Annotated in this window: 17 protein-coding genes; 4 read left to right on the forward strand and 13 right to left on the reverse strand. The window is 39.6% G+C overall.

Annotation, left to right across the window (positions count from 1 at the left end; all coding sequences use genetic code 11):
- Positions 1–195: 195 nt before the first annotated feature.
- From pta to DAHG_RS04730, 3 genes are all read right to left on the reverse strand, one after another.
- Positions 196–1,161 (reverse strand): phosphate acetyltransferase, encoded by a 966-nt coding sequence (gene pta / locus DAHG_RS04720; RefSeq protein WP_022937180.1) that lies wholly within the window; start codon positions 1,159–1,161, stop codon positions 196–198.
- A gap of 80 nt (positions 1,162–1,241) precedes the next feature.
- Positions 1,242–2,066 carry a folate family ECF transporter S component gene (locus tag DAHG_RS04725; protein ID WP_022937181.1) on the reverse strand — a complete coding sequence of 275 codons (825 nt, stop codon included), beginning with the start codon at positions 2,064–2,066 and terminating at the stop codon, positions 1,242–1,244.
- Positions 2,067–2,191: 125 nt separating this feature from the next.
- A complete protein-coding gene (locus tag DAHG_RS04730; protein ID WP_022937182.1) occupies positions 2,192–3,433 on the reverse strand; it encodes a bifunctional folylpolyglutamate synthase/dihydrofolate synthase in 1,242 nt (413 codons plus the stop codon).
- 194 nt (positions 3,434–3,627) lie between these two features.
- On the opposite strand from DAHG_RS04730, the gene DAHG_RS04735 reads away from it, so the two are divergent.
- The gene (locus tag DAHG_RS04735; protein ID WP_022937183.1) at positions 3,628–4,299 is read left to right on the forward strand and encodes a uracil-DNA glycosylase; all 672 of its coding nucleotides are present in this window, start codon (positions 3,628–3,630) and stop codon (positions 4,297–4,299) included.
- Positions 4,300–4,360: 61 nt separating this feature from the next.
- Here DAHG_RS04735 and DAHG_RS04740 read toward each other — a convergent pair whose 3' ends face one another.
- A complete protein-coding gene (locus DAHG_RS04740) occupies positions 4,361–5,560 on the reverse strand; it encodes a hypothetical protein (RefSeq protein ID WP_022937184.1) in 1,200 nt (399 codons plus the stop codon).
- A 122-nt stretch (positions 5,561–5,682) separates the two neighbouring features.
- Here DAHG_RS04740 and DAHG_RS04745 point away from each other — a divergent pair, with 122 nt between their 5' ends.
- Positions 5,683–6,345: a site-2 protease family protein gene (locus DAHG_RS04745; RefSeq protein WP_022937185.1), complete on the forward strand. Its 663-nt coding sequence runs from the start codon at positions 5,683–5,685 to the stop codon at positions 6,343–6,345.
- Positions 6,346–6,396: 51 nt separating this feature from the next.
- Here DAHG_RS04745 and DAHG_RS04750 read toward each other — a convergent pair whose 3' ends face one another.
- The 8 genes from DAHG_RS04750 to DAHG_RS04785 form a co-directional block, all read right to left on the reverse strand.
- Complete coding sequence (locus DAHG_RS04750; protein WP_022937186.1) at positions 6,397–6,795, reverse strand: DUF2752 domain-containing protein; 399 nt, start codon at positions 6,793–6,795, stop codon at positions 6,397–6,399.
- Positions 6,779–7,135: a DUF4234 domain-containing protein gene (locus DAHG_RS04755; protein WP_022937187.1), complete on the reverse strand. Its 357-nt coding sequence runs from the start codon at positions 7,133–7,135 to the stop codon at positions 6,779–6,781. The genes DAHG_RS04750 and DAHG_RS04755 overlap by 17 nt, the downstream gene beginning before the upstream one ends.
- 2 nt (positions 7,136–7,137) lie before the next feature.
- Positions 7,138–9,252: a type I pullulanase gene (gene pulA, locus DAHG_RS04760; protein ID WP_022937188.1), complete on the reverse strand. Its 2,115-nt coding sequence runs from the start codon at positions 9,250–9,252 to the stop codon at positions 7,138–7,140.
- Positions 9,253–9,494: 242 nt separating this feature from the next.
- Positions 9,495–9,878, reverse strand: a complete 384-nt coding sequence (locus DAHG_RS04765) for a hypothetical protein (protein WP_022937189.1) — start codon at positions 9,876–9,878, stop codon at positions 9,495–9,497.
- A gap of 167 nt (positions 9,879–10,045) precedes the next feature.
- Positions 10,046–12,463, reverse strand: coding sequence for a glycogen/starch/alpha-glucan phosphorylase (locus DAHG_RS04770; protein ID WP_022937190.1), 2,418 nt, complete (start codon positions 12,461–12,463; stop codon positions 10,046–10,048).
- A gap of 108 nt (positions 12,464–12,571) precedes the next feature.
- Positions 12,572–14,452, reverse strand: a complete 1,881-nt coding sequence (gene glgB / locus DAHG_RS04775; protein WP_022937191.1) for a 1,4-alpha-glucan branching protein GlgB — start codon at positions 14,450–14,452, stop codon at positions 12,572–12,574.
- 119 nt (positions 14,453–14,571) lie between these two features.
- Complete coding sequence (locus DAHG_RS04780; protein WP_022937192.1) at positions 14,572–16,266, reverse strand: phospho-sugar mutase; 1,695 nt, start codon at positions 16,264–16,266, stop codon at positions 14,572–14,574.
- Between the two features lie 118 nt (positions 16,267–16,384).
- Positions 16,385–16,606, reverse strand: a complete 222-nt coding sequence (locus DAHG_RS04785) for a hypothetical protein (RefSeq protein WP_022937193.1) — start codon at positions 16,604–16,606, stop codon at positions 16,385–16,387.
- A 136-nt stretch (positions 16,607–16,742) separates the two neighbouring features.
- Between DAHG_RS04785 and DAHG_RS04790 the strand changes: the two genes are divergently transcribed.
- Together DAHG_RS04790 and DAHG_RS04795 are read left to right on the forward strand one after the other, a co-directional pair.
- Entirely contained in the window at positions 16,743–18,320 is a 1,578-nt protein-coding gene (locus tag DAHG_RS04790; RefSeq protein ID WP_022937194.1) for a carbohydrate-binding domain-containing protein, read from the forward strand.
- 504 nt (positions 18,321–18,824) lie between these two features.
- Complete coding sequence (locus DAHG_RS04795) at positions 18,825–19,640, forward strand: hypothetical protein (protein WP_022937195.1); 816 nt, start codon at positions 18,825–18,827, stop codon at positions 19,638–19,640.
- A gap of 105 nt (positions 19,641–19,745) precedes the next feature.
- Here the strand turns inward: DAHG_RS04795 and DAHG_RS18805 are convergent.
- Positions 19,746–20,386, reverse strand: a 641-nt coding sequence (locus DAHG_RS18805; RefSeq protein WP_022937196.1) for a family 1 glycosylhydrolase, incomplete at its 5' end; no start/stop codon positions are given.

Below are 20,386 nucleotides of genomic sequence, written 5' to 3' on the forward strand. Positions count from 1 at the left end.
TTAATGATTAAATAGATTGTTTTTTGTTACTCATAGTATACCATATTCACACGATGATTTCATCTATTTTTATTATTTTTTAGATACCTCTTCATAATGAGATATTGACACTTTGATGCTTGAAAATGCAATTTCCTATAATATAAAAAAACCGCTTCAGATCCTCAGACCCAAAGCAGTTTCTTAAATTCTCTATTAAATGTATTTCTGTGCCGCAGTAATAATTGCCAGCTTGTATACTTCCTCAGTATTACAGCCGCGTGACAGATCGTTGATCGGCGCGTTTAATCCCTGCAGAATTGGTCCTACCGCCTCATATCCGCCTAAACGAGCAGCAATCTTATATCCGATGTTACCTGCTTCAATATTAGGGAATACAAATGTATTGCAGTGTCCGGCAACTTTAGAGTTCGGAGCCTTCTGTGCAGCTACAACTGGTGATACAGCCGCATCAAATTGGAATTCACCGTCAACATCGAAATCTAAATCCATCGCTGCCAGCTTTTCACATGCGCTGACTACCTTATCAACAGCTGGTCCCTTGCCAGAGCCTTTTGTAGAATATGACAATAAACCAACCTTAGGTTCAATGCCAAATACTCTTGCCGTCTTAGCAGTTTCAACTGCAATCTCAACTAAATCCTCATCACTTGGATCAATGTTGATCGCACAGTCACCCATAGCCAGTTTCTGATCATCCTTAAACAGAATGAAGCAGCTTGATACCAGCTTACTGCCTGGTTTCGTCTTAACCAACTGTAAAGCCGGACGAACTGTATCCGCTGTAGAATAAGTAGCACCGCCAACTAAGCCGTCAGCAAAACCCATTTTCACTAACATAGTACCAAAGTAATTAGATTTAGATAATGCTTTACGGCATGCTTCTTCATCCATTTTACCTTTTCTTAATTCAACCATTTTCGCAACAAATTCATCCATCCGTGGATCTTGAGCGATATCAATCATTTCAAGGCCGTCTGTACTCCATCCCTTTGATGCAGCCAGCGCATTGATCTCCTCAATATTGCCAAGCAGGATCGGAGCCAGGATTCCATCATTCTTCAAACGAATCGCAGCTTCTAATACACGGGCATCATTACCTTCTGGGAATACAATTTTAGTCCCCTTGCCTTTAATTTTATTAATCATTTCTGTTAACATATTGCAGCCTCACTTTCACTGTATAATTATAGCGCCGTTTGCCTAATAAAAAAAGGCTTTTTTGTTAGAAAAGCCAATGTTTATGCCTTAATTCTGCGAACTACCTTCAGGATATTGTAGCCGATCAGCACATTAAGCGGAATCATGACACATGCTTTCACAATTCTTACAAACAGTGAAGCTGCCCATGGAATTCCATACATCACCTGCAGCCAAATCGGCGTACAGCCAAACTGGATACATACCTCAATCAGCAATACGACCATCATCCAATTAGTCAATTCATGCAGATTTGCTTGGGGCATCTTATTTTTAATAAAATGAAGCACCAGAATTAATATGGAAGACACCGCTATACAAATGAAACCAGCGGTAAATTTCATCCATAACTCAAAAGGAACCGCAGACGAATTAATGTTCACTTCATCATTTACTACAATAAATAGTATTGACAGGATACATAAGATGACAAGACTTATATCCACCGCCATCATCATATTATGATCCGTTAGTTTTTTCGTTTTGCTGCTGTGATACCAAAGCGAAGGAATCACACACACCAGAATATTTCCCAGCGTAAAGCCAAGAAATGGAAAAGATGTCGGATTGACCAGCAATCCCAATAAATCATAGACAATTCCCATAATAAATGCCCAGCCAGGCGCAATCAAAGATCCGCCGACAACAAGCATTACCTGAGTGAATCCAATCCTGAGGGAATCAATTCCAAACAGGGGAATTCGAACTGTAAACATTGATACAATTAAACTGAGAATAATAAACAACGCTCCCAGTATCATGGTTTTGCCATCTGCCCTTAAAGGAAAATGACGATAAATAAAAATACCCAGCAGGATAATTAAAATTCCTGCTACTACCTGTGCAATGATTGCATTCATATCCATAAACTTACCTACTTGCTACTCTCATGGTCACATGAAGAACTCTTCCTACTTCAAACGTACCTTTCGGTACTCCATAGGCGTTAATTCCGAGTGTAGATGCACCCGTACATGCTAAGCCAGAATGTCTATTGAGTAGACGCTCCTTTCATTTTTTGAAACATTTCCCGCACCAGCGAGATAAAATACAGGCTGCCGGTAATCAAAACGATATCGTCGCCTTCAAGACAATCATAAATTGCCTTGCGATAATCCTTAATGATTTTAACCGGATACCCTTCCGCTAATTTTTCCGCATCCTGTGCCCGATAAAAATCAAATTCGCAGATTGTCAGATCATCGCTTAACGTCAGCAGCTGTTCAATCATACTCTTTGTATTCTTATCCTTCAGGGCACTAAAGATAATCCTGACCTTCGGAAAAATTCTGGCGGCATCCACAAGCGCTTTAATACCCTGCTCATTGTGGGCGCCATCTATATAAACATCCGGATGAGTATGCACTTGTTCAAAGCGCCCCTTCCAGAATGTAGCGGCCAAACCTTCAGTAATCATTTCATCACTGATTTCATAACCTAAACTTCTTAACTTGTACGCGGCTTCAATCGCCAGCGAAGCATTCTTTGCCTGATAACTTGCCTTAGACAAAAGCTTGATGCCTTTAAAATTTCGATAATCAAAAACAACACCTTGATCAACATGTAAATTCATAACTTCCTGACATCGGATTAATTGTGATCCCAATGAATCACATGTCTGTTTAAAGACATTCAGACAATCCTCTCTAGTCTCAGCAGTTATACAATCCTTCTCAGCCTTGATAATTCCCGCCTTTTCTTTCGCAATCAGCGCGTGGGTATTGCCAAGATACTGCATATGATCAAGACCGATACTGGTAATAATACTGAACAGCGGATCAACCACGTTCGTAGCATCAAGACGGCCGCCCATGCCTACCTCAAAGAGCGCAATATCAACATCATGGCGCAGGAAATATAAGCTGGCAAGCAGCATATCGATTTCAAACATACTTAAATCATATTGCTCCCATAAATCAGCTGTTTCATTTGCCAAGGCCAGCAGTTCATCATCGCTGATAAATTCATTATCGATTCGGATGCGATCATTATGAACTTCAAGATAAGGGGATGTGAATGTTCCAACCCGATAGCCTGCCTGCTGAAGAATACTGCGCAGATAATCAGTGGTACTGCCTTTACCATTTGTACCGCCGATATGCACACATTTCAGCTTTAGCTGAGGATCATCAAGAACATGCAGCGCAGAAGAAAACTTCACCAATCCTTTATGGTTGTTTTTTCGTCCCTCAATTAATTCAATGACTTCATCAGCACTCTGAAATTTACGCATAAAACATCCTCATCTCTTTCATAATGAACCGTAAAACTTATTTGCTGCCTTACAAACTCCGCACTCTATTGTATCATACAAGAACTGTAAAACAAATATATTAATCATAAGTCACTGTGTAATAGAAGCTGCATCTTCGCTCTTAATCAGTTTTATGCTACAATAGATACAGAAATAAAAGTGAGGAAGCAGCTATGGTAAATATCGGCAATGACTGGGATGAATTATTAAAAGAAGAATTTTCAAAGGACTATTATCTTCAGCTGCGTAAGTTTTTAGTTGAAGAATATAATCATAATACGGTATATCCAAACATGCATGACATTTTCAATGCATTGCGTTATACCTCTTATCAAAACACCCATGTCTTATTATTAGGTCAAGACCCCTATCATGGCCCTAATCAGGCACACGGGCTTTGTTTTTCAGTAAAAAAAGGTGTAACACCGCCGCCTTCATTAAGAAACATCTATCAAGAATTAGCAAATGAGCTTGGCTGTAGCATACCAGAGCATGGTGAATTAACTAAATGGACAAGCCAAGGGGTACTGATGCTGAACACTTGTTTGACGGTTCGCCGTGGTCAGCCAAATTCTCATGCGGGTAAGGGCTGGGAAATTCTTACGGATAAAATTATATCGCTGATTAATGATAAAGAAGATCCTGTTGTATTCCTGCTTTGGGGGCGCAATGCGCAAAGCAAGGAAAAACTAATTACCAACCCTCAGCATCTAATATTGAAATGCGCTCATCCAAGTCCATTTTCTGCATACAACGGCTTCTTTGGCTGTAACCATTTTAAAATGACGAATGCCTTTTTGAAGGAGCATGGTTTAAAAGAAATTGACTGGCAGATTGAAAATTAAAATTAATAAGGAACTGATTTGAGGGGAAGCCTTCACTCAGTTCCTTTTTATTAGACAAATTTTAATGTCCAGCCTGTGCCTTAATCCACTCGGCGTTTTTCTCACTTAATAAATCCGTACAAGCCTCTGCATCCTTCATACACTCATGATCAATAAGCGCGCGCACGCTTTCTTCATCAAAGATACCCATGGCAATTACATTGGCATTCTCTTTCAAGCCGACAAGATCCTGCTGCATAGCACCATTCATTGCAGTTACTTTTTCTTTCTGATGTCCCTTTGAATAATTGAAATTTTCCATTTCTTCCTCAAGGATTAGCGGAACTAAATCTGTTGTGTCTAACAATAGCTGCATACCTTTAACTGAATGCATCAATTCCAATAATTTTAAAGATGCATTGGGATAGATTGTATCAGCATTAATACTATAACCATAGGAAACAGCAAGCGTCTTCAGCTGCTGACCATCGATCAGCGGCAGTTTTTGAAAACGCAGAGTAATCTCATTGATTTCCTCACTTTTTTCATACTGCATCCAAGGTCCAATCAAACCGCTTAGATAAGACTGTGAAATAAACCATTGGTCAAACTGCGCCGGATCACTTTCAAGCTTCAGACTTTTTTTAATGGTTATGTAATCATTCAGTGAGTGAAGAAATGCTTCACTTTTAAAATTAACTACGGCTTCTTCTTTTCCCGGGAAATAACTACCATCACTGCTTAACAGCGGCAAAAGAAAGAGCGGGTTATCATAATAATAAAATAAATTATCGACATCCGCAGCTGCCATTGATTCAAAGCTTTCAAATACTTCAGGCTTTAGCCCCTGTTCCTCAATCGCCGTCAAATTCAGCGCATAAAGAAAGCCATCCGCAATCATTGGATAGTAGCAATTCTTTACCATATTGATTGTTGATGCAAAGTCCTCACGGATACCAACTTCAAAATTCTCATGAAATGATGAAGGTATTTCATATAAATGGGATAATGCTGTTGCTACATCTTCATCCTTGATTAAAAACACATCATAAGGAATCCCTTTAAAGCTTAGTACATCCTCAAGAATTTCATACTCATTGATTACACTGATTTCAAGTGCATCGGCATTTTCCGGATATGTCTCATTCCATAATGCTTTTAAGCCTTCACCATATGCCTCATTTTCTACCGCAACCTTTAAAACCGCGGATTCTTCTATTTTTATCTCTGCTGAACATGCAGTAAGCAGACATGTCATCGCGAGTAAGATCCATTTTTTCACGTTATCACCGTTGTAATTGTACACATTTTTCTGCCGATTGGCAATTGATATTCAGGGATTTACCATTGACAAGCAGAGATATTTTGCCATAATTAAGATATGTGAATTTAAGGAGGAGCTATATGGATCAGTTATCAACACTCATCTATTCCATTCCGGCTTTATTGATTGCGCTGACACTGCATGAGTTTGCCCATGGCTGGGTTTCGGATAAACTGGGTGATCCAACACCTAGACGTAATGGCCGCTTATCATTAAATCCTCTGCGTCATCTTGATCCGCTCGGTACCCTGTCGCTGTTTCTGTTTCACTTCGGATGGGCAAAGCCGGTGATGGTGAATCCAAATTATTACCAGAATAAAAAACAGGGTATGGTAAATGTAGCTATGGCAGGGCCAATGATGAATTTCCTGCTTGCCTTTATCAGTATCTTTGCCTATTATGGGATTATAAAAATGCTGCGTATCGGGCTGATTCCAATGCATGGCGGCATCATCACTTCAATCTTTGATTATCTGTTAGAATTTTTGCCTTTCCTGCTTAGCTATAATTTAGGTTTAGGTATCTTTAACCTTATTCCGATTCCGCCGCTTGATGGTTCTAAATTTTTAAATGCCCTGCTTCCTGAACAGCTGTATTTCGGCATTATGCGTTATGAACGTTACTTTGCGCCGATCCTGATTCTGCTGCTTTATACAGGGATTCTTAATATTCCATTAGATTTTGTGAATGACGCGTTATTTAATCTTATGAAGAATATCAGTCTGACAATTCTTCGACTTTAAGCTGCTATGCAGCTTTTTTTATTACAAATAAAAAGGGCATAAAGCCCTTTGTCAGTGCATCCACAAAATGAATCTTTGAAGCAGATTATCTTCCATATAAATCATCGGCCAGTTAGGATAGATATAAATCATCCGCAGCAGCCAGATACAAAACCAAATCAGCATCACAAGCCAGAATAACCATCGCCAAAGCGTTGATTGTAAAAACTGTCGGTTTTTAAGCCAGCCAACACCGCTGATTAAAGCAAATACCAGCAGCACATAAAAAGCTGGGTTAAAGAAATAGGCTTCTTGAAACCTGCCCTGCACAAAATAATAGAATGCGGTACTCATGCCGCAGCCCGGACAGGGGATGCCGGTAATTTCCTGAATCGGGCAGTACCAGCCAATAACTGCTATACATCCTACGATCAGCAGTATCGGCAGCAGCTGTTTAGTAAGTGACTTCATCCAATACGTGATTTAATTCGCTTTGATTAATTGCCATCGAAATCAGCGGCAGCATTAAAACAGCCAAAATCAGACAGATAATAGATATTGAACCAACCCGCATTCCCAGATTATATTCCATATCTTCAATCTGACGGGCAATCTTATAGTGCCAGTAGATTCCATATAAGCCGCAGGTAAAGAAGGTCAGCAAAACATCGATGACACCGTTATTGGAATTGGAACAGCTGACTTCATTTAATTCTTCACCAAGTTTATAAATCAGATAAATATAATATATACCACATGTAAATATACTTAAGCAGAGGACTGCCCCTACACTTCTTTTTTTAACATTCATAATTAACCTCTTTTCAATACCAAAACAGATAATGGTTCAACTTTAACAATCCGCTGCTCTTCAGGTGTTATTTTACCATCTTTAAATATCAGCTGATAATTATTCTTCATATCATATTCGTAATAATTCTGAGTTGGGTTAAAAATAACCGCCACATCATTGATTTCATCCTTCATACGATAAACCAGCGCGCTGTGATTGATTTCCTCAAAGCTTACATATTCAAGTATATCCTGAGTTGTAGCATAGGAGAAACAAGGCAGTGACTTTCGCAAAGCAATGCAGTCTTTGGCAAATTCCACAATCGACAGATATCGGTTGCGGCGCTCATAGTCAATACGGTTAATCGAATCAGAATCACAATATGTATTCGGTTTGCCATGCTTTGTTCTCGCAAATTCCTGACCGCTGTGAATAAACGGTATGCCTTGCGCGAAAAGTACGGCCGCCAGACATAATTGCTGACGTTTTATTCTTGTTTCACGGGTATCTTCACGGCAGCAGCTTTTCAGCTTATCCCAGCATGTCATATTATCATGGCACTCGACATAGTTTACCGCCTGCTGAGGGCTTGAGAAATAAGCCGCGATATTATTCTTATTTGTTACACTGGCGCTTAACACATCTTTGGCTACCTGGATCAGTGACAGATCATTGGAACAGTAGCCTTTCACATCGATTTCTTCAACACTGGTACGTCCCTTGATGACATCGCGGAAACGATCAGAGAAATGCGCGATCATCGGCATTTTATCATGATTGGCAATCGACGCGCGGCGATTTGGATCAAGGTAGGAAGGCATATCCCAGCCCTCTCCATAAATGATAAAATCTCGATTAATTTCACGGCAGCGGTGATACACCTCATTCACCGTATCCACATCAAGAATTCCCATCAAATCAAAGCGGAAGCCATCAATTCGGAAAGTTTTTGCCAGATAAACACAGGCATCAACGATAAATTTTCTCGCCATAAAGCCAGTGGAATCAAAATCATTGCCGCACCATGTGCCATTAGAATAATGACCCAGCTCATTCATTTGAAAATAATAACCAGGCACAATTTTCTGAAAAGAACTGGTCGGCAGATCAAAAACATGATTGAATACCACATCAAGCACAATACGCATTCCATTTTCATGCAGCTTATCAACAAGCTCACAAAAATCATTGATTCTGGACATTGGATCAAATGAATTGCTGGCATAGCTGCCTTCTAATGTCATATATTGCAAAGGATCATAACCCCAATTATAGAACAAACGCTGGTTGTATTCATCTACCGAACCAAAATCAAGCACCGGCATCAGCTGAACATGGGTAATTCCTAATGTTTTTAAATAACTGAACCCAGTATTTAATGACTTGGTCGTTTCATTTTCTTCCACAAAACCTTTAAATTTGCCTGGATGACTGACACCGATATTCGGTTTCATCGTAAAATCACGGACACTGGTTTCATAAATAATAGCTTCTGTATTACCATGCATGATTGGCAGCTGACCCTCAGCCATTTTAATTTTAGATAAATCTACTACGATAGAACGTGTAGAGTTAATAGTTGATGATTTACCATAAGGATCAATAGATTCATTCCATATGCCATTAACACGAACATGGTAAACGTATTTAGCAAGTTCATAATCACCCTTTAAGGTTAATCTGAACGTACCCTTTTCACTCTTCTCCATCATATGTATTTCTGGCTGATCCTTGCGCTGAATTTCCAAGCAGACCTTAGCTGCTGTCGGCGCCCATATCACAAAGGTTGTAGCAGCCGGCGTATAATTAGCCCCAAGATCATTTCCATCATAAGCAAACATCGCATCAAAGCGCGGCCGCTTTACGATATAAGAGTATTGCAGAATCGTCGACCGGGCAAATTGATGAAGTACCTGATACTCTCTGCCAATTTCAATTTCATGCAGCACACGGCATGTATATTTAATATGAGTCGTTAAAGGCTCCACGGACAGAATCTGCAATTCATCAATATTGCCGAAATCATCACGCAGATAAAATTGACGGCTGACCCCGTCATAGCTTTCTTTTGAGAAAAAAATTACGATTTTATCAAAATCGTCTAAATAAGCTTCAAAATAATCAACAGCTCGCATATTATCACCTAATTTATAGTATAAACTATTTTTAGAGGTTGTACCAGTCGTACCTTAGCTTTACGAATTGATTTTTTCCTGTTATGATAATGTCATGAAAAAGAAATTAGTGATTATTCTCGTGCTGATTGTTTGCGCAATGATGGCACTGGGACCAATTTTATCTTACTTAGTTTAATAAGAAAAGTGGTGAAAACAGAAAAAAGGCACATTTCATTCAATTGAAACGAGCCTTTTTTGTATTATTTTCTAATCTTTGATGCGAAATATGCGGCTCCAAATGATAGTACCGGAATATAACGATAGCATTGAGTGAAGCTGCTTAATAGGGGAAGATTGAACTCAAGATTGAATAAATTAGGAATGATCCATAAGAGAAGTATTGATGCGTTAGCAAGCAATAATAATAGAATTGTTAAAATTAGACAAGGAATAGGTTCATCCTTTTTTGTTTCATCATAGAATAGGATCAAGCCTGCCCCAAATGGAAACAGTGAAAGCAGTACAATATAATTGACAAAAAGATGTCCTAAGCCTGACCATGTACTGCCAATTGGATTAACAGCTGCCTCAATACCAGAACCGATTATAACCCATATAACAAACAAGCATAGTTTTTTCTTCATCTGTGCCTCCTTTTTATGAATAAAATCGTTCATAAGCCAAACCAATAACAATAAGCTGCAGCATAGTTCCTTCATTCATATTTTATCTTGCTTAGAATTCTGCTGTCAAGGCTGCATAATATAATAAAAAGCGTGTCTCAGCTTATCTGAAACATCGCTTTTTTCGATTACTTAACGTTGATTTTTTCAATATGCCAAATATCTCTGACATATTCTTCAATTGTACGGTCTGATGAGAAATAGCCTGACTGAGCAATGTTCAGCAGACACATTCTAGCCCAGCCGCTGCGGTCTTCATAACGCTTGCGGATATTAGCCTGAGCTTTTTCATATTCATCAAAATCCGCCAACAGCAGATATTCATCATTTTTAAACATTAATTCATCATAAATCAGTTTAAATTCATCCTTATTCTGTGACCATGTACCATCAATAAAGCTGTCAACGATTCGCTTCAGTGTTTCATGAGTATTGTAGTAGTCCCAAACATGGTATGAATTAGCACGTTTGATCTCTTCAACCTCTTCAGCACGCAAACCGAAGATTTCCGCATTTTCATAACCGACACGTTCAACAATTTCCACATTCGCGCCATCAAGCGTTCCCAGCGTAATTGCTCCGTTCATCATGAATTTCATGTTGCCGGTACCGCTGGCTTCCTTGCCAGCCGTTGAGATTTGTTCCGATACATCAGCAGCATTCATCAGAATTTCCGCAATGGATACACTGTAATTAGGAATAAAGACAACCTTCATATAGCGGTTGATTTCCGGATCGTTATTTACCACAGCTGCGATTGAATTAATCAATTCGATAACCTTCTTCGCAAAGTGATAAGCCGGTGCTGCCTTAGCCGCGAAAATAAATGTACGCGGATAGATTCTGAAGCTGCTGTCTGCCTTCATTCGCTGATACAGATAAATAATATGCATTACATTCAAAAGCTGACGCTTATAGGCATGCAGACGTTTTGCCTGCACATCAAAAATCGAATTAACGTCAACCTCAATGCCGACATTCTTTTTGATATAATCAGCCAGAATCTGTTTTCTTTCCATCTTCACATCTAAGAAACGCTGCTGAAGCTTCGCATCATCGATATGATCCATCAGCTTAACTAAATCCTGCGGATGCTTGATGAAGGAATCACCAATCGTATCCTTTAAAAGCTCTGTCAGCTGCGGGTTAGAATAAACAAGCCAGCGGCGGTGTGTAATACCGTTTGTCTTATTATTAAACTTCTCTGGCATAATTGCATAATAGTTCTTAAATACATCCTTAACTAAAATCTGTGTATGCAGCTTCGCAACACCATTAATTGAATGAGAACCAATGATTGCAAGATTTGCCATATGCACCTGACCATCTTTAATAATTGCTGTATCATTAATCAGATCCGGGCGGTAATATACATGATTTAATGCATAGATATAACGCTTATTGATTTCCTCAATAATCATATAAATACGCGGCAGCATCGTTTGAATAAACTGAATCGGCCATTTTTCAAGGGCTTCCGCAAGTACCGTATGATTGGTATAAGCCATAGTTTCCGTCGTAATCCGCCATGCGTCATCCCATTCATACAGATAATCGTCCATTAAAAGACGCATCATTTCAGGGATAGCTAATACTGGATGGGTATCATTCAGCTGTACACAATTCTTATCCGCCAGATTATCCAAGGTAGGATATACGCGCAGATGTGCCTTGATCATAGCTGTTAAACCCGCTGATACAAAGAAATATTGCTGTTTTAAACGCAGATAACGGCCGGCTTCCGTTGAATCATCAGGGTATACATTCTGATTGATTTCATTAACTTCACGAATATATTCAGAGAAGCCCTGAGAATTGCTGGCATCCTCAGCCGGCTCTGCACTCCACAGACGCAGTGTATTTGTCAGCTTCGTATCATAACCGATAACTTCCATATCGTAAGGTACAGCTCTGATGATATGCGCGTCGGCATGATTAATACGCGCTTTGCCGTGTTCATCCATTGACATTTCAATATGTCCCCAGAATTTCACATCTACACTGTGCTTTGGTTTGCGGACTTCCCAAACATTTCCTAAACGCAGCCACTGATCAGGTACCTCTACCTGCTTGCCATCAATAATCTTCTGCTTAAACAAACCATATTCATAACGGATACAGTTGCCGTGGCCAGCATAGTTTAATGAAGCCAGTGAATCGAGGAAGCAAGCCGCAAGACGGCCAAGACCGCCGTTTCCTAAACCTGCATCGCTTTCCATATCTTCAAGCTTATTAATATCAAGACCCAGATCAGCCAGACCTTCTTTAACGATATCATAAATGCCCAGATTCATCAGATTGCTTGTCAGCAGTCTGCCAATCAAAAACTCCATGGAGAAATAGTACATCTGTTTTCCTTCAACACGGGCAATCTCCTCCTTGCTCGCCTTCCAGTTAACTGACGCATAGTCACGAACCATCGTTCCCAGCACCATGTATTTTTCAGTAACATGGGCTTGTTCGATTGAACGGCCATATTTCTCAATAATTCTTCGTTTAAACTCTTCTTTGAACTCTTCTTTGTTCTTAAATTTATCAATATACATTTTTTAGTTCCCTCTTTTTCCATAAAGCCACATAGATTTTAGCATAAATAACCTAATAATAGTAGCCAATGTAACCCTTAACATGCTATTATTTACACTATTTTATTCTTATTTTGCCGCTTTGGTGCCGGCTGCTTTCGCCTTTTCCGTCTTTACAGCACTTTCCTTGATCTCAAAAACAGCACCGGCAAACGGAGCCAGATCAATTCTTACTGAATAAGGCAGGAAGTTATACGGCTCATTATGCGTGCGGATAGCCTTAGGATTTACAATTCCGCTGCCGCCGTAAATATCCTGATCACTATTTAAGATCTCCTTAATGCTTCCCTTATTTTCCAAACCGATACAGAAATTGTCATAATGATTCGGTGACAGATTCAGTACGACAAGGAATTTCTGCTCCTTATTGCGCCGGGTATAAACAAAGACATTCTGTGATTTATTATCAGCATCAATCCATCTGAAGCCTTCACCTTGATAGTCCAGCTCATACATCGCCGGATATTTGCGCATCAGCTTATGCAGATCGGTAAAGAATTTTAAGAATGCATCATGAATCGGATAATCAAGAAGGAACCAGTCATTTTCACGATTCTCATCCCATTCTCTGAATTGCGCAATTTCATTTCCCATGAAATTCAGCTTTTTGCCCGGATGCGTAAACATGTAGGTGTATAAAGCCCTGCATTGCGCGAACTTCTGTTCATAAGTTCCCCAAATTTTATCAATAATCGTATGCTTGCCATGGACTACTTCATCATGTGAGAATGGCATCATAAATTTTTCTGAATAAAAATAAGCCATTGAGAAGGTCATCTGATTGTGATGATACTGACGATAGATCGGATCAAGTTCAAAATATTTCAATGTATCATGCATCCAGCCAAGATCCCATTTATAATCAAAGCCCAAGCCGCCGTCAACCGTTGGTTTGGTAACCTTAGGAAAATCACTTGAATCTTCTGCGATCAGCATACAAGTTGGATGCTTTTCTGACAAATGGTAATTCAAGCGTTTAATGAAATCCAAAGCACCTTTATTTTCACCCTTGTCCTTATTGCCGTGCCAATAAATGATATTGCTGATGGCATCCATGCGCAAACCGTCTACATGATATACCTCTAACCAGAAATTAGCTGCTGACATCAGGAAAGAACGCACCTCTTCACGGCTGAGGTTAAAGTTACTGGTGCCCCACTGACTGTTGGCATCTTCACCCTTTTCATATTCATAAAGCGGTGTGCCATCAAAATATCCGAGAGTGTAGTCATCCTTTACAAAATGTACCGGTACAAAATCGATAATGACACCCAGATTATGCCGATGACAATTATTAATAAAACGCATCAGCTGTTCCACTGTTCCATAACGGCTGGTTGCTGAGAAATAACCGCTGCACTGATAACCCCATGAGCCATCAAACGGATATTCATTCAGCGGCATCAGTTCAAGGTGAGTATAGCCAACCTTCTTGGCATATTTAATCAAATCATCACCGATTTCATCATAGGTATACCAAACATTGTCTTCATCTGGTTTTTTCCATGATCCGATATGTACCTCATAGATGCTTACTGGCTGATCAAAATTCTTTGTGCGGTTTTTCATCCATTCATCATCAGTGAATAGATTGCGGTGAACCTCTTCAATAATACTTGCCGTATTTGGTCTGAGTTCACTGTAAAAAGCATAAGGATCTGCCTTATCAACAATGCGGCCAGTGGCCTGATGAACACGCAGCTTATACATTTGACCGCGTTTTGCGTGTGGGATGAAGACTTCATAGACACCCTTGGCATCAACGCGTTTCATTTTGGTACCCTGCCATTCATTAAATTCGCCAATGACAGAAATATCTCTTGCATGCGGCGCATAAGTACGGAACATGACACCCTTCTGTCCGCCTTTTTCAATACAATGCGCGCCAAAATACTCATAAGCGGTTAAGCTCATGCCGTTATAAAATTGTTCTAATGATGATTTTTTCATAATCATTTACCCCATTTCATATATCCTTATTTTACTCTATTTCAGACTATTCTGAAAGCCTTTTAAAAAAGAAAAAGCCTGAATAATTCAGGCTTTGACTATCAGTCATAATTAGTCAGCTATTCGATGGCTTTTTTCATGGCAGCCTGCAGAATCTCTGTCTTTTCCTTCGCGTTCTCTTTGCTGGTACCGCGGACACAATAGTAGAATTTACACTTTGGTTCAGTACCGCTTGGCCGCACTGCAATCCAGCTGCCGTCTTCAAGATAGAATTTTAATACGTCTGACTTCGTAAAGCCGATCAATGCCTGTTCACTGCCATTCTCATAGCGTTTCAGACAGCCATAGTCTTCACTGGCAATAACCTTTAAGCCGCCGATTTCTTTTGGCGCTTCATTTCTGAAGGTAGCGATGATTTCTTTGATTCGCTCAGCCCCCTCTTTGCCTGCCAGTGTAATTGATGTCTGACTCTCCTGATAAGTTCCCAGTTCGTCATACAAGCCATCCAGAACATCTACTAAGGTCTTGCCCTGTGCCTTATAGAAGCAGGCAGCTTCCGCAAGCATCAGACAAGCCTGCGGCGCATCTTTATCGCGGACAAATGGTGAAATCAGTGAACCATAGCTTTCCTCATAACCAAATACATATTCTTTTTCATGAGTAAGCTCATATTTAGCTACCTTTTCACCGATGAATTTGAAACCAGTCAGCGTTTTTTCTGTTTCAACACCATACTTAGCCGCAATTTTTTCACCGAGATCACTCGTAACAACCGTATTAAACATCACTGGATTTGCAGGCATTTTTCCCTTGGCCTTTAATTGTGATAAGATGTACTCAATCAATACTGAACCGCTCTGATTACCAGTCAGTAAAACATATTCGCCATGATGCTTCACGGCTACCCCCATGCGGTCAGCGTCTGGATCACAGCTAAGTACGATATCAGCGTCTTCACGTTTCGCATACTCTAACGCTAAATTATAAGAAGCGGTTTCTTCAGGATTCGGCGTTGGTGTGTTAGAAAAATCAGGATCAGGTGTGCATTGTTCCTCAACCGGTACAAACTGATAACCAGCACGGGTAAATACTTCCTTTACAGGAATATTCGCTGTGCCGTGCTGCGGCGTGAAAATAATTTTCACATCAGTTTTCTTAACCTCTGGATTTAATTGAATGCCTAATACCTTGGCATAATATTGTTCATCGATTTCTTTGCCGATCACCGTAATCAGCTTTTCCTGTTCCGGTGTCAGATCCACTCTGATTGCCAGCTCATCCTCAACTGCATTAACACGGTCAATAACCTGTTTCGCTAAATCAGGAATCAATTGGCAGCCTTTTTCGTCATACAGCTTATAGCCATTATATTCTTTAGGATTATGAGAAGCTGTAACCATGATGCCGCCAAAGCAGTTTAAAGTACGAACTGCAAAGCTTAACTCAGGGGTTGGCCGCAGACTTTCAAAAACATAAGAACGAATGTTATAAGAAGCCAAAACCTTAGCGGAATCCATCGCAAACTCATAAGACATATGACGGTTATCATAGCCGATGGCTACCCCGCGCTGCATAGCCGCTTCACCATTAGCTGTGATATATTGAGCAAAACCGGCGTTTGCCTTACGGATCGTATGTAAATTAATGCGATTCGTTCCAGCCCCCAGCAGACCGCGCATACCCGCTGTACCAAATTCAATGTTTGTATAGAAAGCATCCACTTTCTGTTTTTCATCCATAGCCAGCAGTTCAGCTTTTAATGCCGGATCGATATTTGGATGATTCACCCACTTATTATACTTTTCTTCAATCATAAGATTTCCTCCTCAATCTACATCAATTATACAACAAACCACATAAAAAATCTGTTGAAAATGCACTTTTTTGTAAGAGCTTACGAAATCTTATAATGAATGATAAAAACAACTGAAATCAGTGCTGTGATGGACTGAAAGTATTAACCAAAAGCGGCAGCATGAATAGACCGACGCAGCCTAAAACAAAGGCGAAAACCGGATAATTACGCATGCCAAGAAGAGCCGACGCCGCATCCTTGACTAAAGGGCTGAGAATGAAAGCTCCTAAAATGAAACCAAGCAAGCCTGTCTTTTGCTGCTTATTAAATCCTTTATGTTGATTAGTTTTATGTTGCATAGTTTACCTCCTTGTCTTTAGCCTTCCCTGTTATGCTTATTTTATTGTCAATACCACATAATTTTCATTTATTCATCACCTGTTGCACATATTGCTTCGCTATACTTCAGTTAAATGCAAGAAAGGATGAAATTTCATGAATTCAACAAAACAAAGACTGACAGCATGGCTGATTGCCGGTGCATTAGCCGGTACGCTCAGTGGCTGCAGCTCAGCAAATACCAATACAGATTTGAGCCAAACTGATAACAGCTTTGATGGCACGGTTATCACGCTTGCTGATGAGGGGGTGCTGGTAGATGGCCAAGCCGCCTCAACTGACAGCAGCAGCAAGGTCTATGTCAGCAATGATATTATTTATTATGAGGAAGGCAAGGATGACAGCTATGGTGAAGGATCAACGGCTGATGAACATAGTGCTGAAGAAGCAGCTAAGCATACGGTCGTTAATATTACGGAACCGGGTAATTATTCTGTCAGCGGATCGCTCAGCTATGGCCAGATTTTGATTGACTTGGGTGAGGATGCGAACGAGAATCCAGAGGCAGTTGTAAATCTGACGTTAAACAATGTTAATCTTACCAGTACAGTCAGCAGTGCAATTGTTGCTTTGAATGCTTATGAATGCAGCGCAGAGTCAGCAGCTGAACCAAGTAAGGATGTCGATACTGCGGATGCCGGTTTTAATTTGATACTGGCAGATGATTCAGTCAATGTAATTAATGGTTCACATGTCGCAAAGATTTACAAAGAAGAAACTACTAAGAAAAAATATAAATTTGACGGTGCCATTGAATCTAAGGTTTCTATGAATATTAATGGTGAAGAAAAAGGCAATGGTCAGCTGACTGTCAATGCGGATAATGAAGGTATTGAAACTTACATGCATCTTACCATTAATGGTGGTGTACTTACTGTCAACTCAGCGGACGATTCCCTGAATGCCAATGAAGACAATATTTCTGTTATCACAATCAATGGCGGTACAATCACCTGTGATGCCGGTAATGGCGAAGAGGGTGACGGCATTGATTCAAACGGCTGGATTGTAATTAGCGGCGGTACAATTATCGCATCCGCTAATCCATCAAGCATGGACAGCGGGGTTGATTCAGATTTAGGTATTTATATCAATGGCGGTACTTTACTGGCAAGCGGCAATATGTACGATGAAATAGCGGCAGAGTCAGCACAAAATTTTATTGTATTAAATTTCACTGAAAAACAGCATGAAGAAGATCTCATTGTTTTAAAAAACAGTGATGATGAAGCTATTGCGGCCTTCTATGCAGTTAATGATTACACAGTCTTAGTCTATTCTTCAGATCAGCTTGCCGAGGGTGATTATACTGCTGCGAAAGCAGCTTCGGTTACCGGTGAATTAAATGGCAGCATTTATACGAAAATCAGTGACGCAGACATTACTGCCCAGCTTGAATACAGTACAAGCGGCGGACGCGGCATGGGACATGGCGGCTTTGGTATGAAACCAGAGGGCATGAATGAGGACGACTTGAAAAAGCCAGATGGTGAAAAGGATGAAAATCGAATGGGCAAACCGGAAGGCGATATGAAAGAACCGCCTGAAAACGGAGGTGAAATGTCGCAAGGGTTACCTGACTTCAATGGTCAGGATGATGATAGTGAAAAACTGACAAGCTTCACGCTAAGTAAAGGCGGTACTTTTCTCTACTCAGTGGCAGAACAAAAATAAATAAATGAAGGCTTCTTTAGCGAGAAGCCTTTTTCAATAAGCACGGTGACAATTTTATTTACTCTACCTCAAACACAGAAAATACATTATTTCTAACATTGATACCCGCTACATCAACATAGCATCAGATTGCGATAAATAAACAGCATTATTTGAATACCGATATGTTTCTATTTCCCAAAATTGATTTTTTTTCATTTTTGGGAAATAGAAATCGTAAGAATAGATGTTTGAATATTTAAAAGTTATCAGCTTTTGCTTATTATCGTTTCTTTGTTTTGCATTGTGTTTTCACATTTCATACTTTCTTACTTCATCCTTAAGCAAGGTGTTAGTTTTATTTACTCTACCTCAAACACAGAAAATACTTTTATATAAAAATGAATCATATAGATAATCATAATTTTGATGATTTTTCATCATTTCATTGATTGATAAATTTAAGATACCTCTCTATAATGGAGACACGGAGGAGGTAGATAAAATTGTTTATCTCATTTAAAAATGAAAGATTTAAGTAGAGCCATACTTTTCATTTCAGCATTGCTGGTTTTATTATTGGCAATCCCAAGAAAAGTCCATACCTTAAAAGTAGATATTATTAATACCGAAGCTTCTTATTATGTCGATGTACTTGCTGATAAAAACAAAGTTGATGGTGAAATGCCAGAATATTATTCACGCATTAAAGAAACGGATGAGGATACGTTTAATGATTTATGCATTCTAAAAAACTATGAATTTAATGGCAAAGTTCCGTTAAAAATGAATGGCTACACAAAAGGGTTACATATTCCTGGATCTTATTACTGTGAAAATAATGGCAGCTGCTGTATTTTAAAGTCTTCTTCCAATATGCCTGCTGTCGTACAGCTTGTTCTAATGGACGATAATTATCAGTTTTTTGTATCTGATCCAATTTATTTTACCTACAATAACAATGTGGTTATTGACTTTAATACCATGCAGGTAGTTAATAATCGAAATTTGACAATCGTTTCGCTTCTGCTCTTACCGATAAGCCTCACAGCGATTGATTTTTGGTTAAGATTCAGTCGTCAGAAACTAAAATATGATCCTTATGATATAAAACCTGATAGAATAGTAAAGCTTCAGGATGCTTTTTTCAATCTTTGTTATTTAATATCTATGGCTTTTTTGATTGGAAATCGTCTATTACCACAATATCAAAATATTTTAGCTGCACTGTGTTTATCGATTGCTTTAACGATACAGTCCAACACAAAAAAATCATATCAATTAATTTTTTCTGTTATTTATTTTATTTATATATTGTTTGGTTATTTTCTGCTGAGATAAACAGAAACTGTGCACCTCTAATACTGACAATAGTAAAACGAAGACTTCTTTAACGAGAAGTCTTTTTATATGCATAAAAGGTGCCTTTTCAGACACCTGTATGTTTTAATCTAAATCCTTACCATTGCTGGCGATAACCTTTTTATACCAATAGAAGCTGTCTTTCCTGCTGCGGTCAAAGCTTCCCTTGCCTTCATCATCTTTATCTACATATATGAAGCCATATCGCTTCCGCATCTCGCCGGTTCCTGCGGATACCAGATCGATACAGCCCCATGTCGTATACCCGATCAGGTTGACTCCCGCTTCGATCGCCTTATCCATATCGAGGATATGTTCTCGGATGTAGTCGATGCGGTATGGATCATGAATCGCTCCGTCACTTTCCACTTCATCATAAGCTCCCAAGCCATTCTCTACCACCATTAACGGCAGCTCATAGCGGTCATAGATCATTTCCAGATAATAGCGCAGTCCCTTTGGATCTAAGGCCCAGCCCCAGTCCGAATACGTCAGATATGGATTCTTTGCTCCGGCTGAGAAATTACCGCTTACCGTTTCCTTTACTTCATGGCTCGTTACCACGGTTGACATGTAGTAAGAGAACGTATACAGATCTACCTTACCTTCTTGCAAATCGATCAAGTCCTGATCTGTGATATCTAAATGCACATCATGCTCATCCCACAAACGTTTCGCATAGGTTGGATATTTTCCCTTGCACTGCACGTCTCCGCAATAGAAGA

Origin of the sequence: Dielma fastidiosa (genome assembly GCF_000313565.1) — a bacterium.
GTDB classification, from domain to species: Bacteria; Bacillota_I; Bacilli_A; order Erysipelotrichales; family Erysipelotrichaceae; genus Dielma; species Dielma fastidiosa.